14 protein-coding genes are annotated in these 19,228 nt (G+C 71.6%); 6 read left to right on the top strand and 8 right to left on the bottom strand.

What is annotated here, in order from left to right; translation table 11 throughout:
* The first annotated feature begins 51 nt into the window (after nucleotides 1–51).
* The gene (locus tag ABZ806_RS09855; RefSeq protein ID WP_500216479.1) at nucleotides 52–681 is read left to right on the top strand and encodes an ABC transporter ATP-binding protein; all 630 of its coding nucleotides are present in this window, start codon (nucleotides 52–54) and stop codon (nucleotides 679–681) included.
* A complete protein-coding gene (locus tag ABZ806_RS09850) occupies nucleotides 678–2,201 on the top strand; it encodes a DUF6297 family protein (RefSeq protein ID WP_500216478.1) in 1,524 nt (507 codons plus the stop codon). Before ABZ806_RS09855 ends, ABZ806_RS09850 begins: the two co-directional genes overlap by 4 nt.
* Here the strand turns inward: ABZ806_RS09850 and ABZ806_RS09845 are convergent.
* From ABZ806_RS09845 to ABZ806_RS09830, 4 genes are read right to left on the bottom strand one after another with little or no spacing between them, the layout of a single operon-like run.
* On the bottom strand, nucleotides 2,137–5,523 hold the full coding sequence (locus ABZ806_RS09845) for a DUF4132 domain-containing protein (RefSeq protein WP_500216477.1): 3,387 nt from the start codon (nucleotides 5,521–5,523) through the stop codon (nucleotides 2,137–2,139). The genes ABZ806_RS09850 and ABZ806_RS09845 overlap by 65 nt on opposite strands.
* A 48-nt stretch (nucleotides 5,524–5,571) precedes the next feature.
* Nucleotides 5,572–8,739 carry a DEAD/DEAH box helicase gene (locus tag ABZ806_RS09840; protein WP_500216476.1) on the bottom strand — a complete coding sequence of 1,056 codons (3,168 nt, stop codon included), beginning with the start codon at nucleotides 8,737–8,739 and terminating at the stop codon, nucleotides 5,572–5,574.
* Nucleotides 8,714–10,078 carry an ATP-binding protein gene (locus ABZ806_RS09835; protein ID WP_500216475.1) on the bottom strand — a complete coding sequence of 455 codons (1,365 nt, stop codon included), beginning with the start codon at nucleotides 10,076–10,078 and terminating at the stop codon, nucleotides 8,714–8,716. The genes ABZ806_RS09840 and ABZ806_RS09835 overlap by 26 nt, the downstream gene beginning before the upstream one ends.
* Nucleotides 10,075–12,174: a tellurite resistance TerB family protein gene (locus tag ABZ806_RS09830; RefSeq protein ID WP_500216474.1), complete on the bottom strand. Its 2,100-nt coding sequence runs from the start codon at nucleotides 12,172–12,174 to the stop codon at nucleotides 10,075–10,077. The genes ABZ806_RS09835 and ABZ806_RS09830 overlap by 4 nt, the downstream gene beginning before the upstream one ends.
* 278 nt (nucleotides 12,175–12,452) lie before the next feature.
* On the opposite strand from ABZ806_RS09830, the gene msrA reads away from it, so the two are divergent.
* Nucleotides 12,453–12,962, top strand: a complete 510-nt coding sequence (gene msrA / locus ABZ806_RS09825; protein WP_500216473.1) for a peptide-methionine (S)-S-oxide reductase MsrA — start codon at nucleotides 12,453–12,455, stop codon at nucleotides 12,960–12,962.
* An 89-nt stretch (nucleotides 12,963–13,051) separates the two neighbouring features.
* Here the strand turns inward: msrA and ABZ806_RS09820 are convergent, their stop codons facing one another.
* Nucleotides 13,052–14,023, bottom strand: a complete 972-nt coding sequence (locus tag ABZ806_RS09820) for a zinc-binding dehydrogenase (RefSeq protein WP_500216472.1) — start codon at nucleotides 14,021–14,023, stop codon at nucleotides 13,052–13,054.
* A 102-nt stretch (nucleotides 14,024–14,125) separates the two neighbouring features.
* On the bottom strand, nucleotides 14,126–15,295 hold the full coding sequence (locus ABZ806_RS09815; RefSeq protein WP_500216471.1) for an alpha/beta hydrolase: 1,170 nt from the start codon (nucleotides 15,293–15,295) through the stop codon (nucleotides 14,126–14,128).
* A 155-nt stretch (nucleotides 15,296–15,450) separates the two neighbouring features.
* Here ABZ806_RS09815 and ABZ806_RS09810 point away from each other — a divergent pair, with 155 nt between their 5' ends.
* Nucleotides 15,451–16,050: a TetR/AcrR family transcriptional regulator gene (locus ABZ806_RS09810; protein WP_500216470.1), complete on the top strand. Its 600-nt coding sequence runs from the start codon at nucleotides 15,451–15,453 to the stop codon at nucleotides 16,048–16,050.
* A 66-nt stretch (nucleotides 16,051–16,116) separates the two neighbouring features.
* On the opposite strand, the gene ABZ806_RS09805 is transcribed toward ABZ806_RS09810, so the two are convergent.
* Nucleotides 16,117–17,064, bottom strand: coding sequence for an alpha/beta hydrolase family protein (locus tag ABZ806_RS09805; RefSeq protein WP_500216469.1), 948 nt, complete (start codon nucleotides 17,062–17,064; stop codon nucleotides 16,117–16,119).
* 126 nt (nucleotides 17,065–17,190) lie between these two features.
* On the opposite strand from ABZ806_RS09805, the gene ABZ806_RS09800 reads away from it, so the two are divergent.
* A complete protein-coding gene (locus ABZ806_RS09800) occupies nucleotides 17,191–17,613 on the top strand; it encodes a MerR family transcriptional regulator (RefSeq protein ID WP_500216468.1) in 423 nt (140 codons plus the stop codon).
* A gap of 63 nt (nucleotides 17,614–17,676) precedes the next feature.
* Nucleotides 17,677–18,714, top strand: a complete 1,038-nt coding sequence (locus ABZ806_RS09795) for an LLM class flavin-dependent oxidoreductase (RefSeq protein WP_500216467.1) — start codon at nucleotides 17,677–17,679, stop codon at nucleotides 18,712–18,714.
* A 70-nt stretch (nucleotides 18,715–18,784) separates the two neighbouring features.
* Here ABZ806_RS09795 and ABZ806_RS09790 read toward each other — a convergent pair whose 3' ends face one another.
* The gene (locus ABZ806_RS09790; RefSeq protein ID WP_500216466.1) at nucleotides 18,785–19,195 is read right to left on the bottom strand and encodes a hypothetical protein; all 411 of its coding nucleotides are present in this window, start codon (nucleotides 19,193–19,195) and stop codon (nucleotides 18,785–18,787) included.
* Between the last annotated feature and the right edge of the window lie 33 nt (nucleotides 19,196–19,228).

The following is a 19,228-nucleotide window of genomic DNA, read 5'->3' as shown; positions in this document are numbered from 1 at the left end:
TGCGGGCCGCGACCCGCACGAATCGGCCGGAAGATGCTGGAAACTTGGGGGATGTCGCCGGAAACAGTGGTCGAGGCCAGGGACGTGAGGCTCACACTCGGGGGCGGCCCGGTGCTGACCGGCGTCGACCTCCGGGTGAGACGGGGCGACATCGTCGCCGTGCTCGGGGAGAACGGCGCGGGGAAGTCGACCCTGCTGCGCTGCCTGGCGGGGCTCCAGCCCGGGACATCGGGAGACATCAAGGTCTTCCATCGGACGCCGTCCGACGCGGCGTGGTTTTGGCGCGACGTCGTGTGCGTCGCCGAGGAACCGGCCTGGTATCCCGGACTGACCGTCCGGGAGCACCTTGAACTGATGCCGGCGGTGCACGGCGGCGCGCGGATGGAGGCCGGCACCGCGCTGGAGGTCTTCGGGCTGGCCGGGCGGGCGGACATGGCGCCGCTGGCGATGTCCACCGGGCAGCGGCAGCGGTTGTCGCTGGCCATGGCCTTCATCAGGCCCAGCCGGTTGCTGCTGCTGGACGAACCGGAGCGCGGCCTCGACCCCGCCTTCCGGACACGGCTCGCGGCGGGCGTGACCGAGTACGCGGCGGCCGGAGGCACGGTGGTGATGGCGACGCACGACCTGCCGCTCGCCGAAGCCACGGGCGCGCGGCGGATGACGCTGGAGGCCGCGGCGTGACCGTGCGAGCGGGCGCGCTGAAGAGCTGGTCGGGCCTGTATACCTCCATGCTCGGCGCGGTCATGGCGGTGCTGCTTCTGGGACCGGTGCTGACCGGCGCGGTGGCCGGCCTTCCGCACCAGGTCACCCCGTCCCGGATGGGGGCCGGCATCGCCCTGGTGGCGCTCGCCTACGCGGGATACCTGGTGCTCGCCCGCGCGTTCGGCCCCGTCGCCACGTCCGCGGCGTGGCTGGTGCTCTCGCCGCTGCCGCGCCGCCGCGTGCTGCGCAGGACGGTCACCGTCCTGCTCGGGATCTCGCTGGTGAGCGGGCTGGTGCTGGCGCTGGGCCTGCTGTCGGCGGTCGGTGTCCGCGACCAGTTCGTGGTGCGGCTGCTGGCCGCGGCCGTGCTCGGCATGTCGGCGACCTTCGGAGGGATGGCGGCGGCCGTCCTGGCACAGGCGTCGCAGACGTGGGACGGGTGGCTGCTGGCCGCGATCGCCGTCGTGGTGCTGTTCGCCGTGATCGCGGCCCTGCACAGCGCCGGCCGATCCTCACCGGGAGTCGTGGCCGCCGGAGCCTCCGCCGAGGCGTGGACGGCAGCGGCGGTCGCGGCGGCGGGTGTGGCCGCCATGGTGTCGCGAGCGGCATGGGCCGCTCTCGGACGCGTCCCGGCGCACAGCATCCTGGCCGCCTCGACGCGGACCGGGAACGTGGCGACCGCCGCCACCGTGCTGGATCCCGGTGCGCTGACGTGGATCGCGGAGGACGCGCACTGGCGCCGGAGGGTCCTGCGGTCGCGTCCGCTGCCGGGCGTGGGGCGGCTGCCCGGTCCGCTGCGCACCTCCCTGACGCTCGCGTGGCCCGAATGGCGCCGCTTGGCGCGGCGTCCGGGCCGGTCGGCGCTGGTGGCCGCGAGCGCCGCGCTGCCCGCGCTGGCCGCCCGCGCCGGCGGCGGCCTCACCCCCGCGGTGCTGGTCGCGGTGGTGGGCGGGGCGCTCGCCGTCGCGGCGGGCTGCGCGTCCGGGACGCGGCGGGACGCCCACGACCCGAGCCTGCTGCGGCTGTCCGCCGCCGGGACCGGGCCGGTGCTCGCCGCCCGCGCACTGGTGCCCGCGCTGGCGGGCGGTGCCTGGCTCGGCCTCGCGCTGACCGGGCTGTCCCTGGCCGGCGCGCTCGGCGCGGGGCCGTGGTGGCCGTTCGGCCCCGCGGCCGCCCCGGCGCTCGCCGCCGGGGCGCTGCGGATGGCGCGGCGCCGCCCGGTCGACCATTCGATGCCGGTGGTCGCCACGCCCTTCGGCGTCGTCCCCATGGGACCGGTCCTGTGGGCGCTGGCCGGAGTCGACCTGGCCGCGCTCGGGTGCGCTCCTCTGCTGATGGCGATGGCCGGTCAGGCGGCCGCTCTCGGCCCGCTCCTGCTCGTCCAGGCACTGGTCGGAACAGTGGTCGCCGCGCTGTACCTCATGTCCTCTTCGGTCATGGGTTGGCCTGCTCTGATCCGGCGGTCACCCGGGCCAGATCGGCGAGCGCCTCGGAGGTGATCACCGGGTCGAGGCCGTCCGGGACGCCCGCGGCGGACTGCCGGCCGCTGTAACGGTCGGGATGCACGGCGAACCGGACGTCCGCCAGGACCTGATCGCCCATCTCTCCGGGCATCCCCACCGGTATGCCGTAGTCGTAGGTGGCGACCAGATGCAGGCCGGAGGAGACGCGCCGGGAAATGCACCACTCGATGCCGGCCTCCATCGGCGCCCCGCGCTCCCAGCCGCGCCGGACGAGCCCGAGCAGGTCGCCGATCGGGGCGGTCAGGCCCTCGAAGCGAATCAGCCGACCGGTCCGGCGCTCCTCGCCGGTGAGCGCGTGGACGGGCCGCCCGAGCTGCTCGAACGGCTGCAGGATCTCGTAGTCGGCGAACACCTCCGACCACGCCTTCACGTCACCGCCCATGTGGACCGGGTGCGCGATGCCGACCCGGGCGGTCTCGGGAAGGGCGACGGTGTCGTCGGCGGCGTCGGCGAACGTGCCGTCCTCGGCGACGCGGAACGCCGGGCCGTCCTCGGCCAGCCAGACCAGCCGCCGGACCAGGTGGCCGACGAGGGGATGCCCGACGAGGAACTCGCGGAACTCGGCCACCGGCCAGCGGCGGCCCGCGACCATGGCGGCCTCGAAGCGGGTCAGCTGGTCGGTCGCGACCGTCCGGACGTCCTTCTTGAGGGCCGCGAACCGCTTGGAGGCGGCCGGGGCGAGCTCCGGGTCGTCCTTGGCGCCCGGCTTGGGCAGGGACTTGCGGCGCGCACCGCCCTCGTCGGCGATCACCGGCCTGAGCAGCTCGTCGAACCCGACGACGAACCGGCGCGGGCCGTAGTCGAGCGTGAGCGTGCCGGACGCGTCCAGCCCGAAGTCGGGGACGAGCCGGTCCGCGAGCTGCTCGGCGGAGAGCCCGAGCTCGGCCGCGAGCTCCCGGATCCGCTCCTGCGCCCGCGTCTTGAGGGCCTTGAACTTGACCCGCTGCGAGATCGAGTGCAGGTGCATGAGGGCGGTGTCGGTGCCGATCGCCGCGAGCACGTCCAGGCCCGTCACGGCCTTGGCGTGACCGCCGTCCGCCGGCCAGGCGCGGATGACCGGGGTGAGCCGGCGGACCGTCTCGTCGTCCCCGGTCAGCGCCAGCTGCGTGAACGCCCAGCTCTCCTTGGACGGCGCGCCGCACAGCTCCCACCAGCGGAACAGCGCCCAGCCGAACTCGGCGAGGGACGCCGGACCGCACAGCTCGCGGACGACCCGGACGCCCGCGTACGCGTCGCCCGGCTTCGACATCGCCAGCATCGTCATCACGTGCCCCGCCGACTCGTCCGGCAGGGCCCGCGCACGGTCGCGCAGCAGAATCTGCGGAAGCGCGCGCGGATCCGCCCAGTCGACCGCGGGGACCTTCTTCGGCAGGTCGTCCAGGGGATCGGCGGCCAGCAGCGCCTCGATCGCGGCGGCGGCCTTCTCCCCGTGCACACGCGCCGCCGCGACGATCGCCTCCGGGCCGTGCCGGTCGGCGACGAGCCGCAGCGCCGCCTCGGCGGCACGGCGGGCCGGGCCGGCCGGGCCCAGCGCGTCCGGGACCAGGCAGGGCGCGGCGGCGGTCCCGTGGCGGCGGAACCAGGCGCGGGCCGTCCTGCCCCCGGACTTGAGCCGGACGAGCCAGTCGGCCATCGCCCGCGCGATCTCGTCGGACAGCAGCGGCAGCACGTACTGCCCGAACGCGCCCGGATCGCGGCGGGCGACGGTCAGCGCGGGGCCGCAGGCGTCCGCCCCGTGCCGCGCGACGAGCGGCCCGAGCCAGTCGTGCACCTCCCACATCTCCCTGTCGGTGGGCTCGAAGTGCGGCACCAGCGGCCGCACGAGGTCCTCCGGCCCTCTGAGGAACAGGGTGGGACGCTCGGTCACGTAGAAGGTCTGCCCCGAGGCGACCTCGGCGGCCCTGGCGGCGAAGTCCGTGCCGTCGGCCCGCAGATCCCACAGATGGGACTCCCGCGCCGCCCAGACCTCGCGCTCACCGGGCCCCCAGGCGACCGCGCGGAGACCGGGCGCGGGCAGATCCTTGAGGACGACGGACTCGACCGTGGCGCGCGGACGGGTCCACGGCGGCTCGGCGAGAAGAGGCGGAACGTCCACCGCCTGCGGAAGACGCCGGTTCGCGTCGAGGATCTCCTGAATCGCCGCCGCCTGCTCGGCGGGCAGCTCACCCGAGACCCGCGCGGCGATGTCCGGATTGGCACGGACGTGCGCCGACAGCAGCTCAGCGGCCCTCTGTTCCCCCGGCAGCAGCCGCATCGCCCGGACGGGATACCGCCTGGCGGCCGCCAGCAGAGCCGGGACGACCTCAGGGCGGCCGACCCGGTCGACGAGCGCCTGGAACGCCTCGTCCCGAGGCAGCGCGACCAGGAAGTCCAGCACGGACCGGACCTCCTTCGTGGAGGACTGGTAGGGCCCGTCCAGCGCCTCGACCACCAGCGGCACGACGGCATCGACACCGACGCCGTCGACCAGCGTCGCGACGACATCGCGCCGGCAGTCGAAGCCGAGCGGCCGGCCGAGCGCGGCGGCCTGATGGGGCCGACCGAGCGCGCAGAGCGGCAGCCAGAACGGAAGGTAGTCGAACGGGATCTCCCCGCGCCGCGCCCACAGATCCTCGACCCAGTCATCACGGGTAGGGACGAGATAGGCGGCGACGACCTTCTGCAACGGGTGCCGTCGAACCTCCGAGATCAGCTCGACGGCCTCCGCGTAGACCTCCTCGGAGGCCGCCGCGAGCCGAGCGCGCAGCACCCGGCCGCTCTCCCGCGTCAACCACCAGTCGCAGTACTTCTCGTCGGGACGCTGGCGGCGAAGCGTCATCGCCCGCAGTTCTGCACGGCGCTCCGGAGTGGCCAACCGCACCGGCAGGCCGGTGGCGTTGATATTCGCCGGGTTGTCGGCGTAGATCCCGGCCCACTCGGTGTACGCGCGGGCCGCGAACGCGACACCGTGCTCGGCGACCAGGGCGTCGATGAACAGGCGATCAGGCTCGGACCACTCCGACATCTCCTGCAGCGGCGCCACGACATAGGCGACGGCGGCGGCGCCCAGCGCATCGGCCTCCCCGCGCAGGTGAGCCCGAGCCGCCTCCGCGATGTCGGCCTCAGTACCCGGAAGCCCGAGAATCACCTCGATGTCGTCCCGGACGGCGTCCACAAGAGCCCGCACGCGCCCGGCAGCCTCCGCATCGAGCACAGGCGCCGCCGGCACCCCCGCCCGATCCCGCCGCGGATGCAGATCCCGCCGCCACACCTCCGGCATGACGAACGCGTCCTCACCGATCCCCGCCCTATCGATCATGAACCAAAACCGTAGAGGAGATCACCGACAACTCCCCCCAGAATCGGGTTACCGGCCAGGAGGGCCGAGGGTGTCGAGCAGTGCCTGCTCGGTCGGGTGCGACTCCCATGCCGTGGCGAGACATTCATGGACGTGCGTCACGGCTGATGGGTCGAGTGCGAGGGCTCGGGCCGTGTCGCGCAGGAGGGAAACGTGACGGCCGAAGGCTTCGGGCGTCCGCGCGGCCTGAGCTATGTGGTGTGCGTAGACGATCTCCGAGCGGCTGCTCATGGTGGGCACGGGCAGGTCGCTGCGGAGGGGAGCGGCGGGTGTGTGAGCGCGCCGGCGGTGCCGTCCACTCGGTGCCCAGGGGGCCCAGCCGTGTACGGGCAGGATGCCGGTGGCGCCGATCTCGTCGAGGTAGTGGTGGCCTGTTTCCCCGGCCCGGCCGAGATAGCGAAGCAGGAGTGCCGCGGTGGCCTGCGCGTCGTGGGCGGCGGAGTGTGCCCGGGGGAGCGGGACGCCCTCGGTTTCCGCGCAGTCGGCGAGCGTCAGGGAGCGGTGCCCTGAACCGAATCGCCGGGCGAGGTCGAGGGTGCACAGGACGAGCAGGTCGTCCGGGACGGCGCCGCTACGGGCGAACTCGCTGATCAGCATCGCGCTGTCGAACATCGCGTTGTGCGCGACGAGGACGGCGCCGTCGAGCATCTCGGCGATGTCGCCGGCGACCTCGGGGAACGCGGGGGCACCGGCCAGGTCGCCGGCGGTGAGGCCGTGGACGTGAGTGGGACCCGGACCGGAGTCGCTGTCCAGCACAGTGCCGTAAGAGCGGTCGGGGCTGCCGTCCGCGTGGAGCCGGTGGACGGAGATCTCGACGATCCGGTCGTGCAGCGTGTCCAGGCCGGTGGTCTCGACGTCGATCACGGCGTAGGGGAGTGCGCCGATCTTGTGCCGGTGCGGGGCCGCCGGAGCAGGGGGCGTGTGGTGAGCGGTCTCCCCGGCCTCGGCGGCGGCCGCGATGTCCGAGAGAGCGGCCCAGGCGGCGCCGACGTCGAGTTTGCGGGCGGCATAGGCGATCGTGCGGAGTTCCTCGCCGAGGAAGTCGTCGTACTTCTCGATGGTCTGGTCCGGGACGAGTTCGGCGAGCGACTCGGGTTCCGGAGGCGACTCGGCCGCCAGCGAGGTGAGAGCGTCGATCGCACGGCGGGGCGCGGTGTCGGCCAGGACGAGGACGGCTCCTTGCCGGGCTACCGATATGTCGTGCCGGTGAAGGGCCAGGGCGAGGGTGTTCATGATGGTGTCGCCGCGCAGCGGGATCAGCAGGGTGTCGTGTCCCCAGCCGACGACGGGGGTCCGGGACAGGTTGAGGCGGCCGTAGGCGTTGCGGCCCTCGGTGAGCAGTCTCTGGGCACCGGAGTCGAGATAGACCGGCATCTTGCTGCTCTCGTAGACCAGCCGCATCTCGGTCCTGATCCTGTCGTGGACGTCCGCGGCGACCCCCAGGAACACGGGTGCGTTGCCGCCTCCAGCCGGAGTGAGTTCGATGACCTTGGCCTGCGGGTCGATGCCGGCGATCCGCCAGCGGCGCCCCGCGAAGATCATCATGCCGCCGGGGGTGAGGGGATAGGGGACGGGCAGAGAGCCGAGCGTGCGCCCGGTGGTCACCAGGCGGTACTCCTCGGGAGAATGGAACGCGGCGTAGAAGGTGTGGTGGTTGGCGATGCGTTCGCCCTCGTCGCCGTGCAGGAGCAGGCCGTCCTTCTCCTGACGGATCAGTTCGGCTTCGCCGAGGTCGTGGAGGAGCATCGTGAAGACGCGCGGCCCGATGTGCTGAAACGGGCCGTGCGAGCACAGGGCGCGGTAGGCGTCCTGGGGGAGCACCCCGCCGTGCTGGGAGATCAGCGAGAGGATCTGCTGCACGAGGGTGGACAGGTGGAGTCCGTCGGCCTCCGGTGGTTCGCACCAGTGGTCGAGCAGCAGGTTGACGACGGCGATCATCTGGACCAGCTGGGTGCGCAACTCGTCCTGCGGGTCCGAGCCGGGCACGAGTTCGGGCTCGGCCGCGTACATCCGCAACATCGCCGGCCCGCCCCTACGTCCCGTCCGGCCCAGGCGCTGGCGCAGTGCCGCGACTCCCGGAGGCGGACCGATCTGGGCGACCGAGGCGATCGAGCCGATGTCGATGCCCATCTCCAGGGTGGAGGTGCAGACGGCGGTGACCGGCAGAGACGCGTCCTTCAACCGGGCCTCGGTGTCCTCCCGGATCTCCTTGGAGAGGCTGCCGTGGTGCGGGACGAACTCGTTCGGCACCCCCGCCCGCTCCCCGCGCCGAACCAGCAGATCCGTGAAGAGCTCGACGTTCTGCCTGGCATTGGCGAAGGCGAGGTTGTTGGAGCCGCGCAGCACGGCGAACAGATGATCGGCGATGGCGCGCTTGCCGCCGCCGGCGATGTTCTCCGACTGCTCCTCCGCCGCAGCCCCGGGTTCCCTGCGGCGAGGCGCGTCATCCAGGAAGCCCTTGAAGTGGAGGCGGAGTTCCTGGCCGTCCGAACTCGACTCGATCAGACGCACCTGCTCCCCGCCGCCCGGACGGAGGAACTCGGCCGCCGCCCGCATGTCGCCGAGCGTCGCCGACAGCCCGATACGCGGAATGCGGCGGCGCACGGCGAGTTCGAGCCGGTGCAGCAGCGACCGGAGCTGCGCGCCCCGTTCGATGCCGATGAAGGAATGGAGCTCGTCGATCACGATGTACCGGACGCCCTGGAACATCGAAGGGACGCGGGTGCCGCGATTGGCCAGCAGCGCCTCCAGCGACTCCGGCGTGATCAGGACGATGCCCGAAGCCTGCCGGACGAGTCGCGCCTTGCGCGCGGCGTCCACATCGCCGTGCCATTTGTGGACCGGGATCTCCAGGAGGTCGCAGAGCTCTTCCAGCCGTCCGAACTGATCGTTGATCAGGACTTTGAGCGGACCGATGTAGACGGCTCCGAAGCCGGCCCCCTCGGGGGATTCCGCGAGGGCGGAGCAGATGGGCAGGAAGGCGGCCTCGGTCTTCCCGGACGCCGTGGCGGCCGAGACGAGGATGTCGTCCTCACCGGCGAGGATCGCCGGGATCGCGACCTCCTGGGCATCGTGCAGCGCCGTCCACTGCTTCTGCCAGATCCATCGCTGGACCTTGGGATGCAGCAGGTCGAAGGCGCGCGAGCCGCTCTCAGAGCCGGAAGGTGCTGAAGTCATCATCGTCGACGCGGGAGGCGCTGCCGTTGTCCGTTGAGCCGCCGGCCCGCCGCTCGTCGGCGTCCTCGTCTTCCAGCGGTGCCAGATCAGGGTTCTGCTCGGGTGCGAGAGTCACCGATCCGAGCAGGTTGCGCCAATCCGCGCCGGCATTCTGCTCGAGGACGGCCAGCAGATCGCAGAACGCCTTGATGGTGGTGCGCGGGGTCCTGAAGTAGGCGTCTCCCACCTTCTCTGAGCAGTGCTGCATGAAGGCCATGAGAGCTTCGTCGGGCAAGAGATGGGCGCTTTCGTCGCCCGAGGCGTGGACGTGGCGCAGTTTGGTCAGCAGGACGAAGAAGTCTTCCTGAGTGAGAGCCTGGAGTTCCAGGATGGGGCCGGTGAGGTCGACGAGACCGGCCGATGCGAAGGTGTTGTCGGCGAGCCGTGACTGGAGCGCCGGATAACTGAACAGGCCGCGCCTGGTGTCCCGGAGAAACTCGGGCGTGCCGCCGAACAGGAATCCGAGATGCTCGGTGCTGCCCTGCAGAGTGTCGTTGAGGATCCGCAGAATCTGCTCGTAGTTCGCGTTGCGCGCTCTCGTCGAGGCCAGCTTGTACAGGTTCACCATCTCGTCGGCGCAGACCAGCAGGCCGTCGAAGCCCGCCAGCCGGACGAAGCGGCTCATCAGCTTGAGATGGTCGTACATCGACCCGTCATCGATGATGGTGCGGACGCCGAGCGCGGCCCGGGCGTCGGTCCGCGTCGCGTATTCGCCGCGCAGCCACCGGACGGCGGACGACTTCAGGTGCTCGTCCCCGCTGTCGTGGCCGCGCCAGTAGGCACCGACGACCTCGGCGAAGTCGTAACCGCCCGTGAGCTCCGACAGATCGGCCATGCGCGCCCGGATGACCTGGTCCGGAGCCCTGCCCGTCTGCTCCGCCTCCGACAGTGCGGTGGAGACGAAACGCTCGACGACGCCGGGCAGCGCGCCGCCGTCGGGCTTGGAGCGCGTGGCGAGGTTGCGCATCAGTTCGGCGTACAGCCCGCGCGCCTGGCCGCCGGTGGCGTGCAGGCGGCGGTCGGGATTGAGATCGGCGTGCGCCGTGACCAGGCGCTTCTCCATCGCGATCGACCGGACCAGATGAAGGAAGAAGGTCTTGCCGGCCCCGTACTCGCCGATGACGAACCGCAGTGCGGAGCCGCCGTCCGCGATCCGCTCGACGTCCGCCAGCAGCGCGCGCACCTCGGCCACGCGGCCGACCTGGACATGCTGCTGCCCCACCCTGGGGACGACGCCCGCCCGCAGGCTCTGCAGCAGGGCATCGCGCTCACGCGGGCGGATCCGGGTCGTCGTGGTCACAGCATCGCCTCCAGCGCGTCGCGGTTGATCTCCAAGGGGTCGTCTCCTTCGATCACGGGCTCGCCGGTCGCCTCGTAGGTGGCCTCGTTGAGGCGGTCGATGGCACCGTCCGGCATGACTCGATGCGCGGCCGCCAGATCCTCCCACGCCGCCCTCGTCATGAGCGGCTGCTCCGGCAGGGCCCTGATCAGCCGGGAGTGCGGGCCGTCCAGACCGGCCACGGGCGCCACGTCGGCCGGTGGCGGCGGTGCGGCCGGGGGCTCGTCTCCGAACACCGAGCCGAGCAGAACGGAGACCTCCGCGGCCTCGGCGATCCGCGCGGCCAGCAGCGACTCGTCGAGCCTGATCGCCGGCACGGGGGCATCCGGCGGTTGCGGCAGGGCGTGGCCCGGCTCCGGCCTGCCGGGACGCACGACCACCGGAGCGGATGCCGGTTCCGCGCCCTCGGTCGCCGCTCGAAGGCCGCTGTCGACCGTCTCCGGAGCGAGCCCTAGCAGCTTCGCGATACGGCGAAGCGTCCTGACCTCGGCCGGATCGATATGGCCGTCGGCGGCTGCCACGGCCGAGAGGAAACCGGCGAGGTGCTCGCGCTGCGACCGGTCGACGTCCTCGATCTGCCGGGACAGCCCGGTCAGCTTCACCTCGGTCGTCAGCAGCCAGCGCAGGTGGGCGCGGAGTCGTACCCGCTCATCGGACGTCAGGTGGAGCGCCTTCTCCAGGTGCCCGAGGAGGAGCTGCTTCTCCTCGACCGCGACAACGCCGTCCGCCAGGCTGACCGCCGCTCCCAGATGCAGCAGCAGCGCCGCGGCACGGTAGGCGCGCGACGGTGCGGAATCTGAGACATCCTTGACGTGGAAGAACACGACCGGTCCGTCTTTGGGCACCGGCCCGCCGAACCGCGGGTCGGGTTCCAATCCGATGCCCGCGCGACCAAGGATCCTCGCCAGCACGACGACGTCCTTCTTGCCCGGCTGCTCTGCTCCGGACCAGGCGAGGAGATCCGCGGCGGGGACGGCCGACATCGCGAATCCACCGAGCCGGGACCGGGCCCACTCCACGAACGCGCCGACGCCCCCCGCACCGAGGTCGACGAGTTCTTCCGGCAGCAGCGCGGCCGCGGCCAAGCTCCCGCGCCGCTGCGGATCCCGGCCCATCAGACGGCTGAACGCGTCCAGGCTCTCCGCGCACTCTTCCGCCAGCGATGCCAGCCGCCGCAACGGCAGAGCCTGGTCGAACACATCTGGGACGCCGGGCACGGTCATTTCGGCGATGCCGCGAAAACCGCTGCTCGCCGGACGATAAGAGAAGACCAGGGGAGGTCCCGTGGGCCTGAGGCGGAGTCCGCCGAGATGACGGTCCTCATGGCGCAACGCGAAGAGCGCCGCGAACTCCTCAGGGCACCGTTTAGCCGCCGTCCTCGGCGAATACCCCGGATGGGACAGCACCCAATGGAGGGCCCACTCCGCGGGGATCGGCCGCCCGGCGCGGGCGAACTCCCCCAGCCCGACGCGCAACCTCGGCGAAGGACGAGCCCGGTCGACCTCCGGTGGAGGGCCGGCCGACGCTTCGACATCTGCGGTAGCACTGGCTTCCAGCAGAGCACAGAACTCGGTCGCATAGCTGTGAAAGGAGCCATCGGAACCGAAAAGCCCCAGCAGTCGCTCGACCTCGGCCCGGATGAGCGGGCGTTCCACTGCTCGCGCACCGTCGTCCCGCTGGAGGTCCACAAGGACCCGGCGTTCCAGACCGTAGAGGAACAGGAACGCATATCCAACGGCTACGTCCCGGTGACGACGGCCCGCACCCAACCACCGCAGGTAGGCGGCACGGCACTGCGGCGAGATCTCCGTATAAGACGGCCAGTACCCCAGATCCTTGCCCGCCCAGTCGGGAGAGCCCCAATCGACCGGCAGACGCGGATCGATCAGCGAGGGCTCAACTCCCTGCCCGGACGCGGCGGTGAGTCCGGCGCCCACATAGAGCATGCCGCCCGGCAGGACGCGCTCGGCGACACGGCAAGGTTCCCCCGGCCCCATCCAACGTACGGCCGAAGGTAGCTGCACACCGCTCTCCCCAGCCAGCCACGACACGCTCACGCCCCCTCATCGCCCCCGTCCTCTGCACCCTGAGTCCGCACACGGGATGCGCCGCAGGTGCGTCCGATACTGGCGCAGGCGACCGCCGAGGCGCCGGACCAGGCCGAAACCGGCCCGACCATGGCCACTCTCGGCCCTGGACATCTGTCCTGGGAATATGGAGGCGAACTGAGCCTGACGCTGCGGTCGTAACGCCATGGTGGAGGCCGGGTGCTGGGAATCCTGGGCGGGGGTTCGGGGGTTGGAGGGGATAGACGTGTCACGAGAGGGGAGAGGACATGGCGACCGAGAGAGCGCTGCTCGCGGGCGGATGCTTCTGGGGGATGGAGGACCTGTTCCGCCGTCAGCCGGGGGTGGTCTCCACGCGTGTCGGCTACAGCGGCGGTGACGTTCCCAACGCCACCTACCGCAACCACGGGTCGCACGCCGAGACCATCGAGGTGCTGTTCGACCCTGACAAGACCGACTTCCGGGCCATGCTGGAGTTCTTCTTCCAGATCCATGACCCCACGACCGTGAACCGGCAGGGCAACGACATCGGCACGAGCTACCGTTCCGCGATCTTCTACACGTCGGACGAGCAGCGGACGGTCACCGAGGACACCATCGCCGACGTCGACGCCTCCGGCCTGTGGCCGGGCAAGGTCGTCACCGAGGTGACCCCCGCCGGCGACTTCTGGGAAGCCGAGCCGGAGCACCAGGACTACCTGCAGAAGTACCCGGACGGGTACACCTGCCACTTCCCGCGCCCCGGCTGGAAACTGCCCAAGCGCGCGACCACCGGCTGACGCGCCCCGCGTCCGGCAGGCACCGGACGCCGGAGTGCATCGCCGCGAGCCGGAGGCCGGGTACGGCCCGGCCCCCGGCCCCTTCCGCGCTAGATGAGCAGCAGGGTCTTCCCTACGGCGGTGCGGTTCTCGATCGCGGCGTGCGCGTCGGCGGCGCGTTCCAACGGGAAGGTCTGCCCGATGACCGGCCGGACGAGCCCGGCGGCGGCCTGGGACATCATCTGCTCCGCCCACCGCACCACGTTCGGCCCGAAGCCGAAGAGCTGCTCGATGCCGATCACCTCCACCCCCTTGGCACCGGCCTCCGCGGAGTCGATGAGCGTGACCTCGCCACTGGACGCTCCGTGCACCGAGAACCGGCCGCCGCGAGCCGTCACCTCGAACGCGGCCCGTCCGATCTGCCCGCCGACGCCGTCGAACACCACGTCCGGGCCCGCGCCTCCGGTCGCTTCGAGCACCTGGTCGGTCCAGGCGGGATCGGAGTAGTCGACCGCGGCGTCGGCGCCCAGTTCCCGGATCAGATCGAGCTTGCGCGCTCCACGGGCGGCTCCGACGACCCGGGCGCCCGCCGAGCGGGCGAGCTGCACCAGCAGGCTGCCGACGCCGCCGGCCGCCGCTTCGACCAGCACGCGGTCGCCGGGGCCGATGCCGGCCTTCTCGGCCAGGCCCTGCGCGGTGCTGCCGTCGCTGTGCAGGGCGATGGCCGCCGGCAGGTCCAGGCCGTCCGGCACCGGGAACAGTTCCTCGGCCTCGGCCGCGGCACGCTCGGCGAACCCGCCGGTCTCGCCGGTGCCGGCGATGACCCGGCGCCCGAGCCAGACCGGATCCACCCCCGCCCCGACCGCGCTCACCCGACCGGCCACCAGACCGCCCGGCACGTACGGCAACGCCGGCCTGGCATGCCACTTGTCGACGCCGCGCCGGATCTGCGTCTCGACGAACGTCATGCCCGCGACCGCCACATCGACCACGACCTGGCCCGCGCCCGCCACCGGATCCGGTGCCTCACCGGGCACCAGCACCTCCGGACCCCCGAAACGCAGCGCCTGAACCACCCGCACACCGACCACCCCTCAACGTTCACTGAAACGAAACTCGAGCATGCAACCTCAACCGAACTCGAGATCAAGGTGGCGGCCCGACCGGCAGCACGTGGTGCTCCGCTATGGCTTGGACGTCCTCTCCCGGGACCTCACCCAGGCGGTGAACGCCTCGATGGCGTCGACGAGTGCGTCGAATCGGAACGAGTGGTACAGGTCGAAGGCGTGGTTCCCGCCGCGCAGTTCGGCGTAGACGACGGGCGCGGCCGACGTCTGGCGCAGCTGGTCGGCGAAGTGCCGGGCGTCGGTCACGGGCACCATCGGGTCCAGATCGCCATGGGCCACGAGGAACGGCGGCGCGTCCGCGGTGACGTGGGTCAGCGGCGAGGACTCGGGCCCCTGGCCGAAATAGGGCCCGTACCAGCCGTTGAGGTAGATGGCGCCGGTCACGGAGGTGTCGGCGTCCTCGAAACCCGGCTGCAAGGCGGGGTCGTTCTGGGTGAGCGCGGCCAGCGCCGCCATGTGCCCGCCCGCCGAACTGCCCGCGACGAACAGCGTCGCCGGGTCGGCCCCGTACTCGTGGGCGTGCTCCCGGGCCCAGCCGATGACCTTCTTGAGATCGATGAGGTGGTCCGGGTGCTGGACCTCGGGCCGCAGCCGGTAGTTGGCGCTGATGCACACCCAGCCCTGACTGGCGAGCCGGTAGAGCAGCGGCAGCGACTGGCTGTTCTTGTGGCCGCCGTCGTAGTGGCCGCCGTGCACGTGGATCATGACGGGGCCGCCTTGCGGGCGCGAGCGGTGGTGGTAGAGGTCGAGCAGGTTGCGGCGGCCCGCGTCGCCGTAGGAGAGGTTGGCCACGCGCCGGACGTCCGGGCGGCGCTTGAGGATGGGCAGGAACAGGATGCGGGCCAGCGGCGGCCGGCGCCGCAGCCCGCGGGCCAGGTCGGCGTCGAGGGCGGTGCGCCATCCGGCGCCCAGCCCCTCGTCCATGGCGTGCCAGATCCTCGCCCGGTCCCCGATCCCGCGATGGGCGATGACCGCGAGCCCCGGGAGGGACGCGGCGGCCAGGACGACGATCGCCCACCCGCCCGCCGAGTCGATGTCACCTTCGGAGAACGCCAGCGCCGTCGGGACCAGCAGCAACCAGAAGAAGGCCGCGAACGGCAGTTCGTTGGCGGCCAGGCCGAAGTAGTAGCTCGGGCGGCCGAGCGGGCTCGACCACGGCGCCGGCCGCAGCGCGAACAGCGTGCCGACCGCGACCAGCAGCACGGGGATCAGATATCCGACGGGCACGAAACCTCCAGGGGGTGAACATCGGCCGGACCGACGGACGGCGGCGACCGGCCTCGGCCGATGAGTAAACGACACGTATCGTGTCGCAAGGAGAATGGCGGACGATGCCGCCGCGTGTCAACACGACACGTTCCGTTTCCATTTAGGGTGAGGGCATGTCCAAGGCACCGGACCCGGCGCGCCGCCGGGAGAGCAGCCGGCAGGCGATCCTCGCCGCCACCGGGGAACTGTGCAGGCAGGTCGGGTACGGGCGGCTGACCATCGAGGCCATCGCCGCCCGCGCGGGAGTGAGCAAGAAGACCATCTACCGGTGGTGGCCGTCCAAGGGCGCGGTCGTCCTGGAGCTTCTCGACGAGATCGCGACCGTCGCCGCCGCCCCGCCCGACACCGGCGACCTGGCCGCCGACCTGCACAGCATGCTCACCGAGGTCATCGGCATGCTCACCCCGCCGCACCACTCACCCGGCACAGGAGTGATCGCCGAGGCGCTGCAGGACCCCGACCTCGCCCGCGACCTGCGCGAACGCATAATCCGGCCGCGCATCGCCACGTTCGAGCAACGGCTCCGCCGAGCCCAGGAGGCCGGCCAACTGCACCCGGACGCCGACCTCGACATCGCACTCGACCTGCTGTACGGCCCGCTCTACCACCGGATGGCCTTCCATCTCGGCATGCCCGACCCCGCCTACCTCGAGTCCCTCATCACCCACGTCCTGCGCGCCCTCACCCCACCCACCCCCACCACTCCGCGCTGACCGACCGGGAGGAGAGCAGGTGGCGGCCGTCCCGGCTCCTGGCAGCGGTTCGGCGGACGCGGCGCCTCACTTGGATTCGAGTCGTCCCAGCGGGTGGACGGTGCCGGCGAGGGCCGCCTGCGCGGCGATCCAGGTGGAGCTGTCGATACCGAGGACATGGCGCAGGTAGGCGAGGGTGACCTCCTGGACGAGCGCGACGCGTTCGGGGTTCTCGTCGGTGGTCTCGGCGGCGTTGTAGCCGGAGATGCCGCCGAGGAGGTGCTCGCCGTCGAAGACGGTGAGCAGGCTCTTGCCGCCGGGGCTGAAGGTGTAGGGCTCGGTGGTCCATTCCGGCCCCAGGGTGGTCACCGGAAGGTGGTCCTTGTCGCCGGCGACGACGAGGGCCGGTGCGGTGAGGTGGGAGAAGTCCACGTCCCGCAGCCAGGGGAGGTGCTGCGCGGCGTAGGGGGTCAGGTGGTCGCCGCCCCTCCCTGCCGTGGCGAGCAGGACGCCCGCCGCGATCCGCGGGTCGGACAGGTCGTCGGCGGTCCCCGTCCGCGGGTCGGTGACGCGCAGGCCCAGCAGGACGGCGGCGGTCGCGCCGCCGAAGGAGTGCCCGGCCGCGGCGATGCGGCCGCGGTCCAGGCGTCCGGCCAGGCCGGGGACGGCGGCTTCCAGCACGTCGAGGTCGTCGAGGATGCGCTTCATGTCGGCGACGCGGATCCGCCACAGGTGGGGCCTGCGGGGGTCGTCCGCCGTGAGGTTCAGCCTTCTGGAGTCAAGGTGGGTTGCCTGGATCACCACGAAGCCGTGGGCGGCCCAGTGGTCGGTCAGAGGCGCGTAGCCGTCCAGGTTGGAGCCGAAGCCGTGCGCGAACAGGACGATCGGCAGGTCGCGTCCGGTGACCGGCGCGGACACGCGCACGTGCAGGTCCTCGCCGCGCTCGGGGGCGGGCAGCACGATCGGCCTGACCGAGACGATCGGGGTGGCGGCGAGGCCGCCGGTGATGCCTGTCGCGGTAGCGGACGTGGTCATGGGTACTTCCCTTCTCGGGACTGGACGGGACGGGACGGAGGCGATCAGCCTCACGCCGGGTACGCTAAAACCTGACATCGATGTCAGAGGCAATGGCATGTGGCCTACGTCACGAAGGGGATTCGGATGCGCATCGGGGACCTCGCGGCCAGGACAGGGGTCAGCGTCCGTTCCCTGCGGTACTACGAACAGCAGGGACTGCTCACCGCCGAACGCAGCTCCAGCGGTCAGCGCCACTACCTCGACGGCGCGGTCGACCGGGTCGGGCTGATCCAGCAGCTGTACGCGGCCGGGCTGTCCAGCAAGACCATCGCCGAGCTCCTCCCGTGCGTCGTCGACGGTCGCGCCACGCCCGAGCTGCTCGCTCGACTGGCCGTCCAGCGCGACGACATCGACAGGCAGATCGCCGGTCTGACCGACACCCGCAACCGGCTCGACTCCGTCATCACCGGCGCCGGCACCAACATGCTCACCGGCCGGCCCTGCCGCGCCGAGGACGCCCCGGCCGTGCCGAACTCGGCGAAGCACGGCACGGAAGCGTCCGGATAGAAGGCCCTACGCGGCCGTCTATCAGGGAGCGTCCGGCCGTGCTGGAATGGCGTGGGAGCTGGGATGGTTGATGCGAGTGTGAAGAAGATCGGTTTTCTCTCGTTCGGTCACTGGAGTGACGGCGCGGGCTCTCAGACCCGGTCGGCGGCGGACGCGCTGCTGCAGTCGGTCGACCTCGCCGTGGCCGCGGAGGAACTGGGTGCCGACGGCGCCTACTTCCGGGTGCACCATTTCGCTAGGCAGCTGGCCTCTCCGCTTCCGCTGCTGTCCGCGATCGGTGCGAAGACCTCGCGCATCGAGATCGGCACCGGGGTGATCGACATGCGTTACGAGAACCCGATGTACTTCGCCGAGAACGCCGGGGCCGCCGACCTGATCTCCGGTGGACGGCTGCAGTTGGGCATCAGCCGGGGGTCGCCGGAGCAGGTCGTCGACGGGTGGCGGTACTTCGGGTACGAGCCGTCCGAGGGCGACACCGATGCCGACATGGCGCGCAAGCACACCGAGGTTCTGCTCACGGTGCTGCAGGGGAAGGGCTTCGCCCAACCGAGTCCGCGGCCGATGTTCCCCAATCCACCTGGGCTGCTGCGCATCGAACCGCATTCGGAGGGCCTGCGCGAGCGCATCTGGTGGGGCTCGGGCTCCAACGCCACCAGCGTGTGGGCGGCCGAGCTGGGGATGAACCTGCAGAGCTCCACGCTCAAGGACGATGAGACCGGCGAGCCGCTGCACGTCCAGCAGCGCAAGCAGATCGAGGCCTACCGGCAGGCATGGAAGGACGCCGGGCACGAGCGCGAGCCGCGGGTATCGGTCAGCCGCAGCATCTTCGCGCTCACCAGCGATCTGGACCGCGCCTACTTCGGCCGGAACGCCGACTCCTCCGACCAGATCGGGATGATCGACGAGAACACCAGGGCCGTCTTCGGACGCTCCTACGCGGCCGAGCCGGACGCGCTGGTCAAGCAACTCGCCGGCGACGAGGCCATCCAGGCCGCCGACACGCTGCTGCTCACGGTCCCCAACCAGCTCGGCGTGGACTACAACGCCCACGTCCTGGAGAACATCCTGACCCACGTGGCACCCGAACTCGGCTGGCGCTGAGCGGGCCGGCGCTGAGCGCGCGGCCGGATCGGCGGCGGGCGCGGCGGCAGAGCCACGGCGGGCGCGGCCATCAGGACAGCAGGATCGCGATGACGATCACGAGTGCCAGCGCCATGAGGGGCGCGAGAGCGAAGATCGCGAGTTGGCGCAGGCAGCCGTGCTGCTTCACGGCGCCGGGAGCTCCGATGGCGCCCGCGAGATACAGGGCCGCAGGGCCCCGGTACTCCAGCTCAGACGGCTGCTCGGGGGTGAGAACCGTGGCGGCGACGGCGATCTGACCGCCTCCCTGCGAAACGGCGACATGCACCGGCTTGTCCGCCGGGATCTCGAAGGCCACACTCCCCCAAGGCTGGTGGTAGTGGGCACCGTCGATACCGATGGTGACGCCGGCCTTCGCGACTACCCCGCGGCGCGTGTGGAGCCGCAGGACCCGCGTGGGGCCGTGGTGGCCGCCGGCGTAGGGGATGGGCGTCTCGCTCATGCTCGCCATCGTTATCACGGGACCTGCCGCCGA

Source organism: Spirillospora sp. NPDC047418, assembly GCF_040643275.1.
In the GTDB taxonomy this organism is placed as follows: domain Bacteria; phylum Actinomycetota; class Actinomycetes; order Streptosporangiales; family Streptosporangiaceae; genus Spirillospora.
Note: the sequence above shows the minus strand (reverse complement) of the source record. Positions and strands in the feature narration are given on the sequence as shown.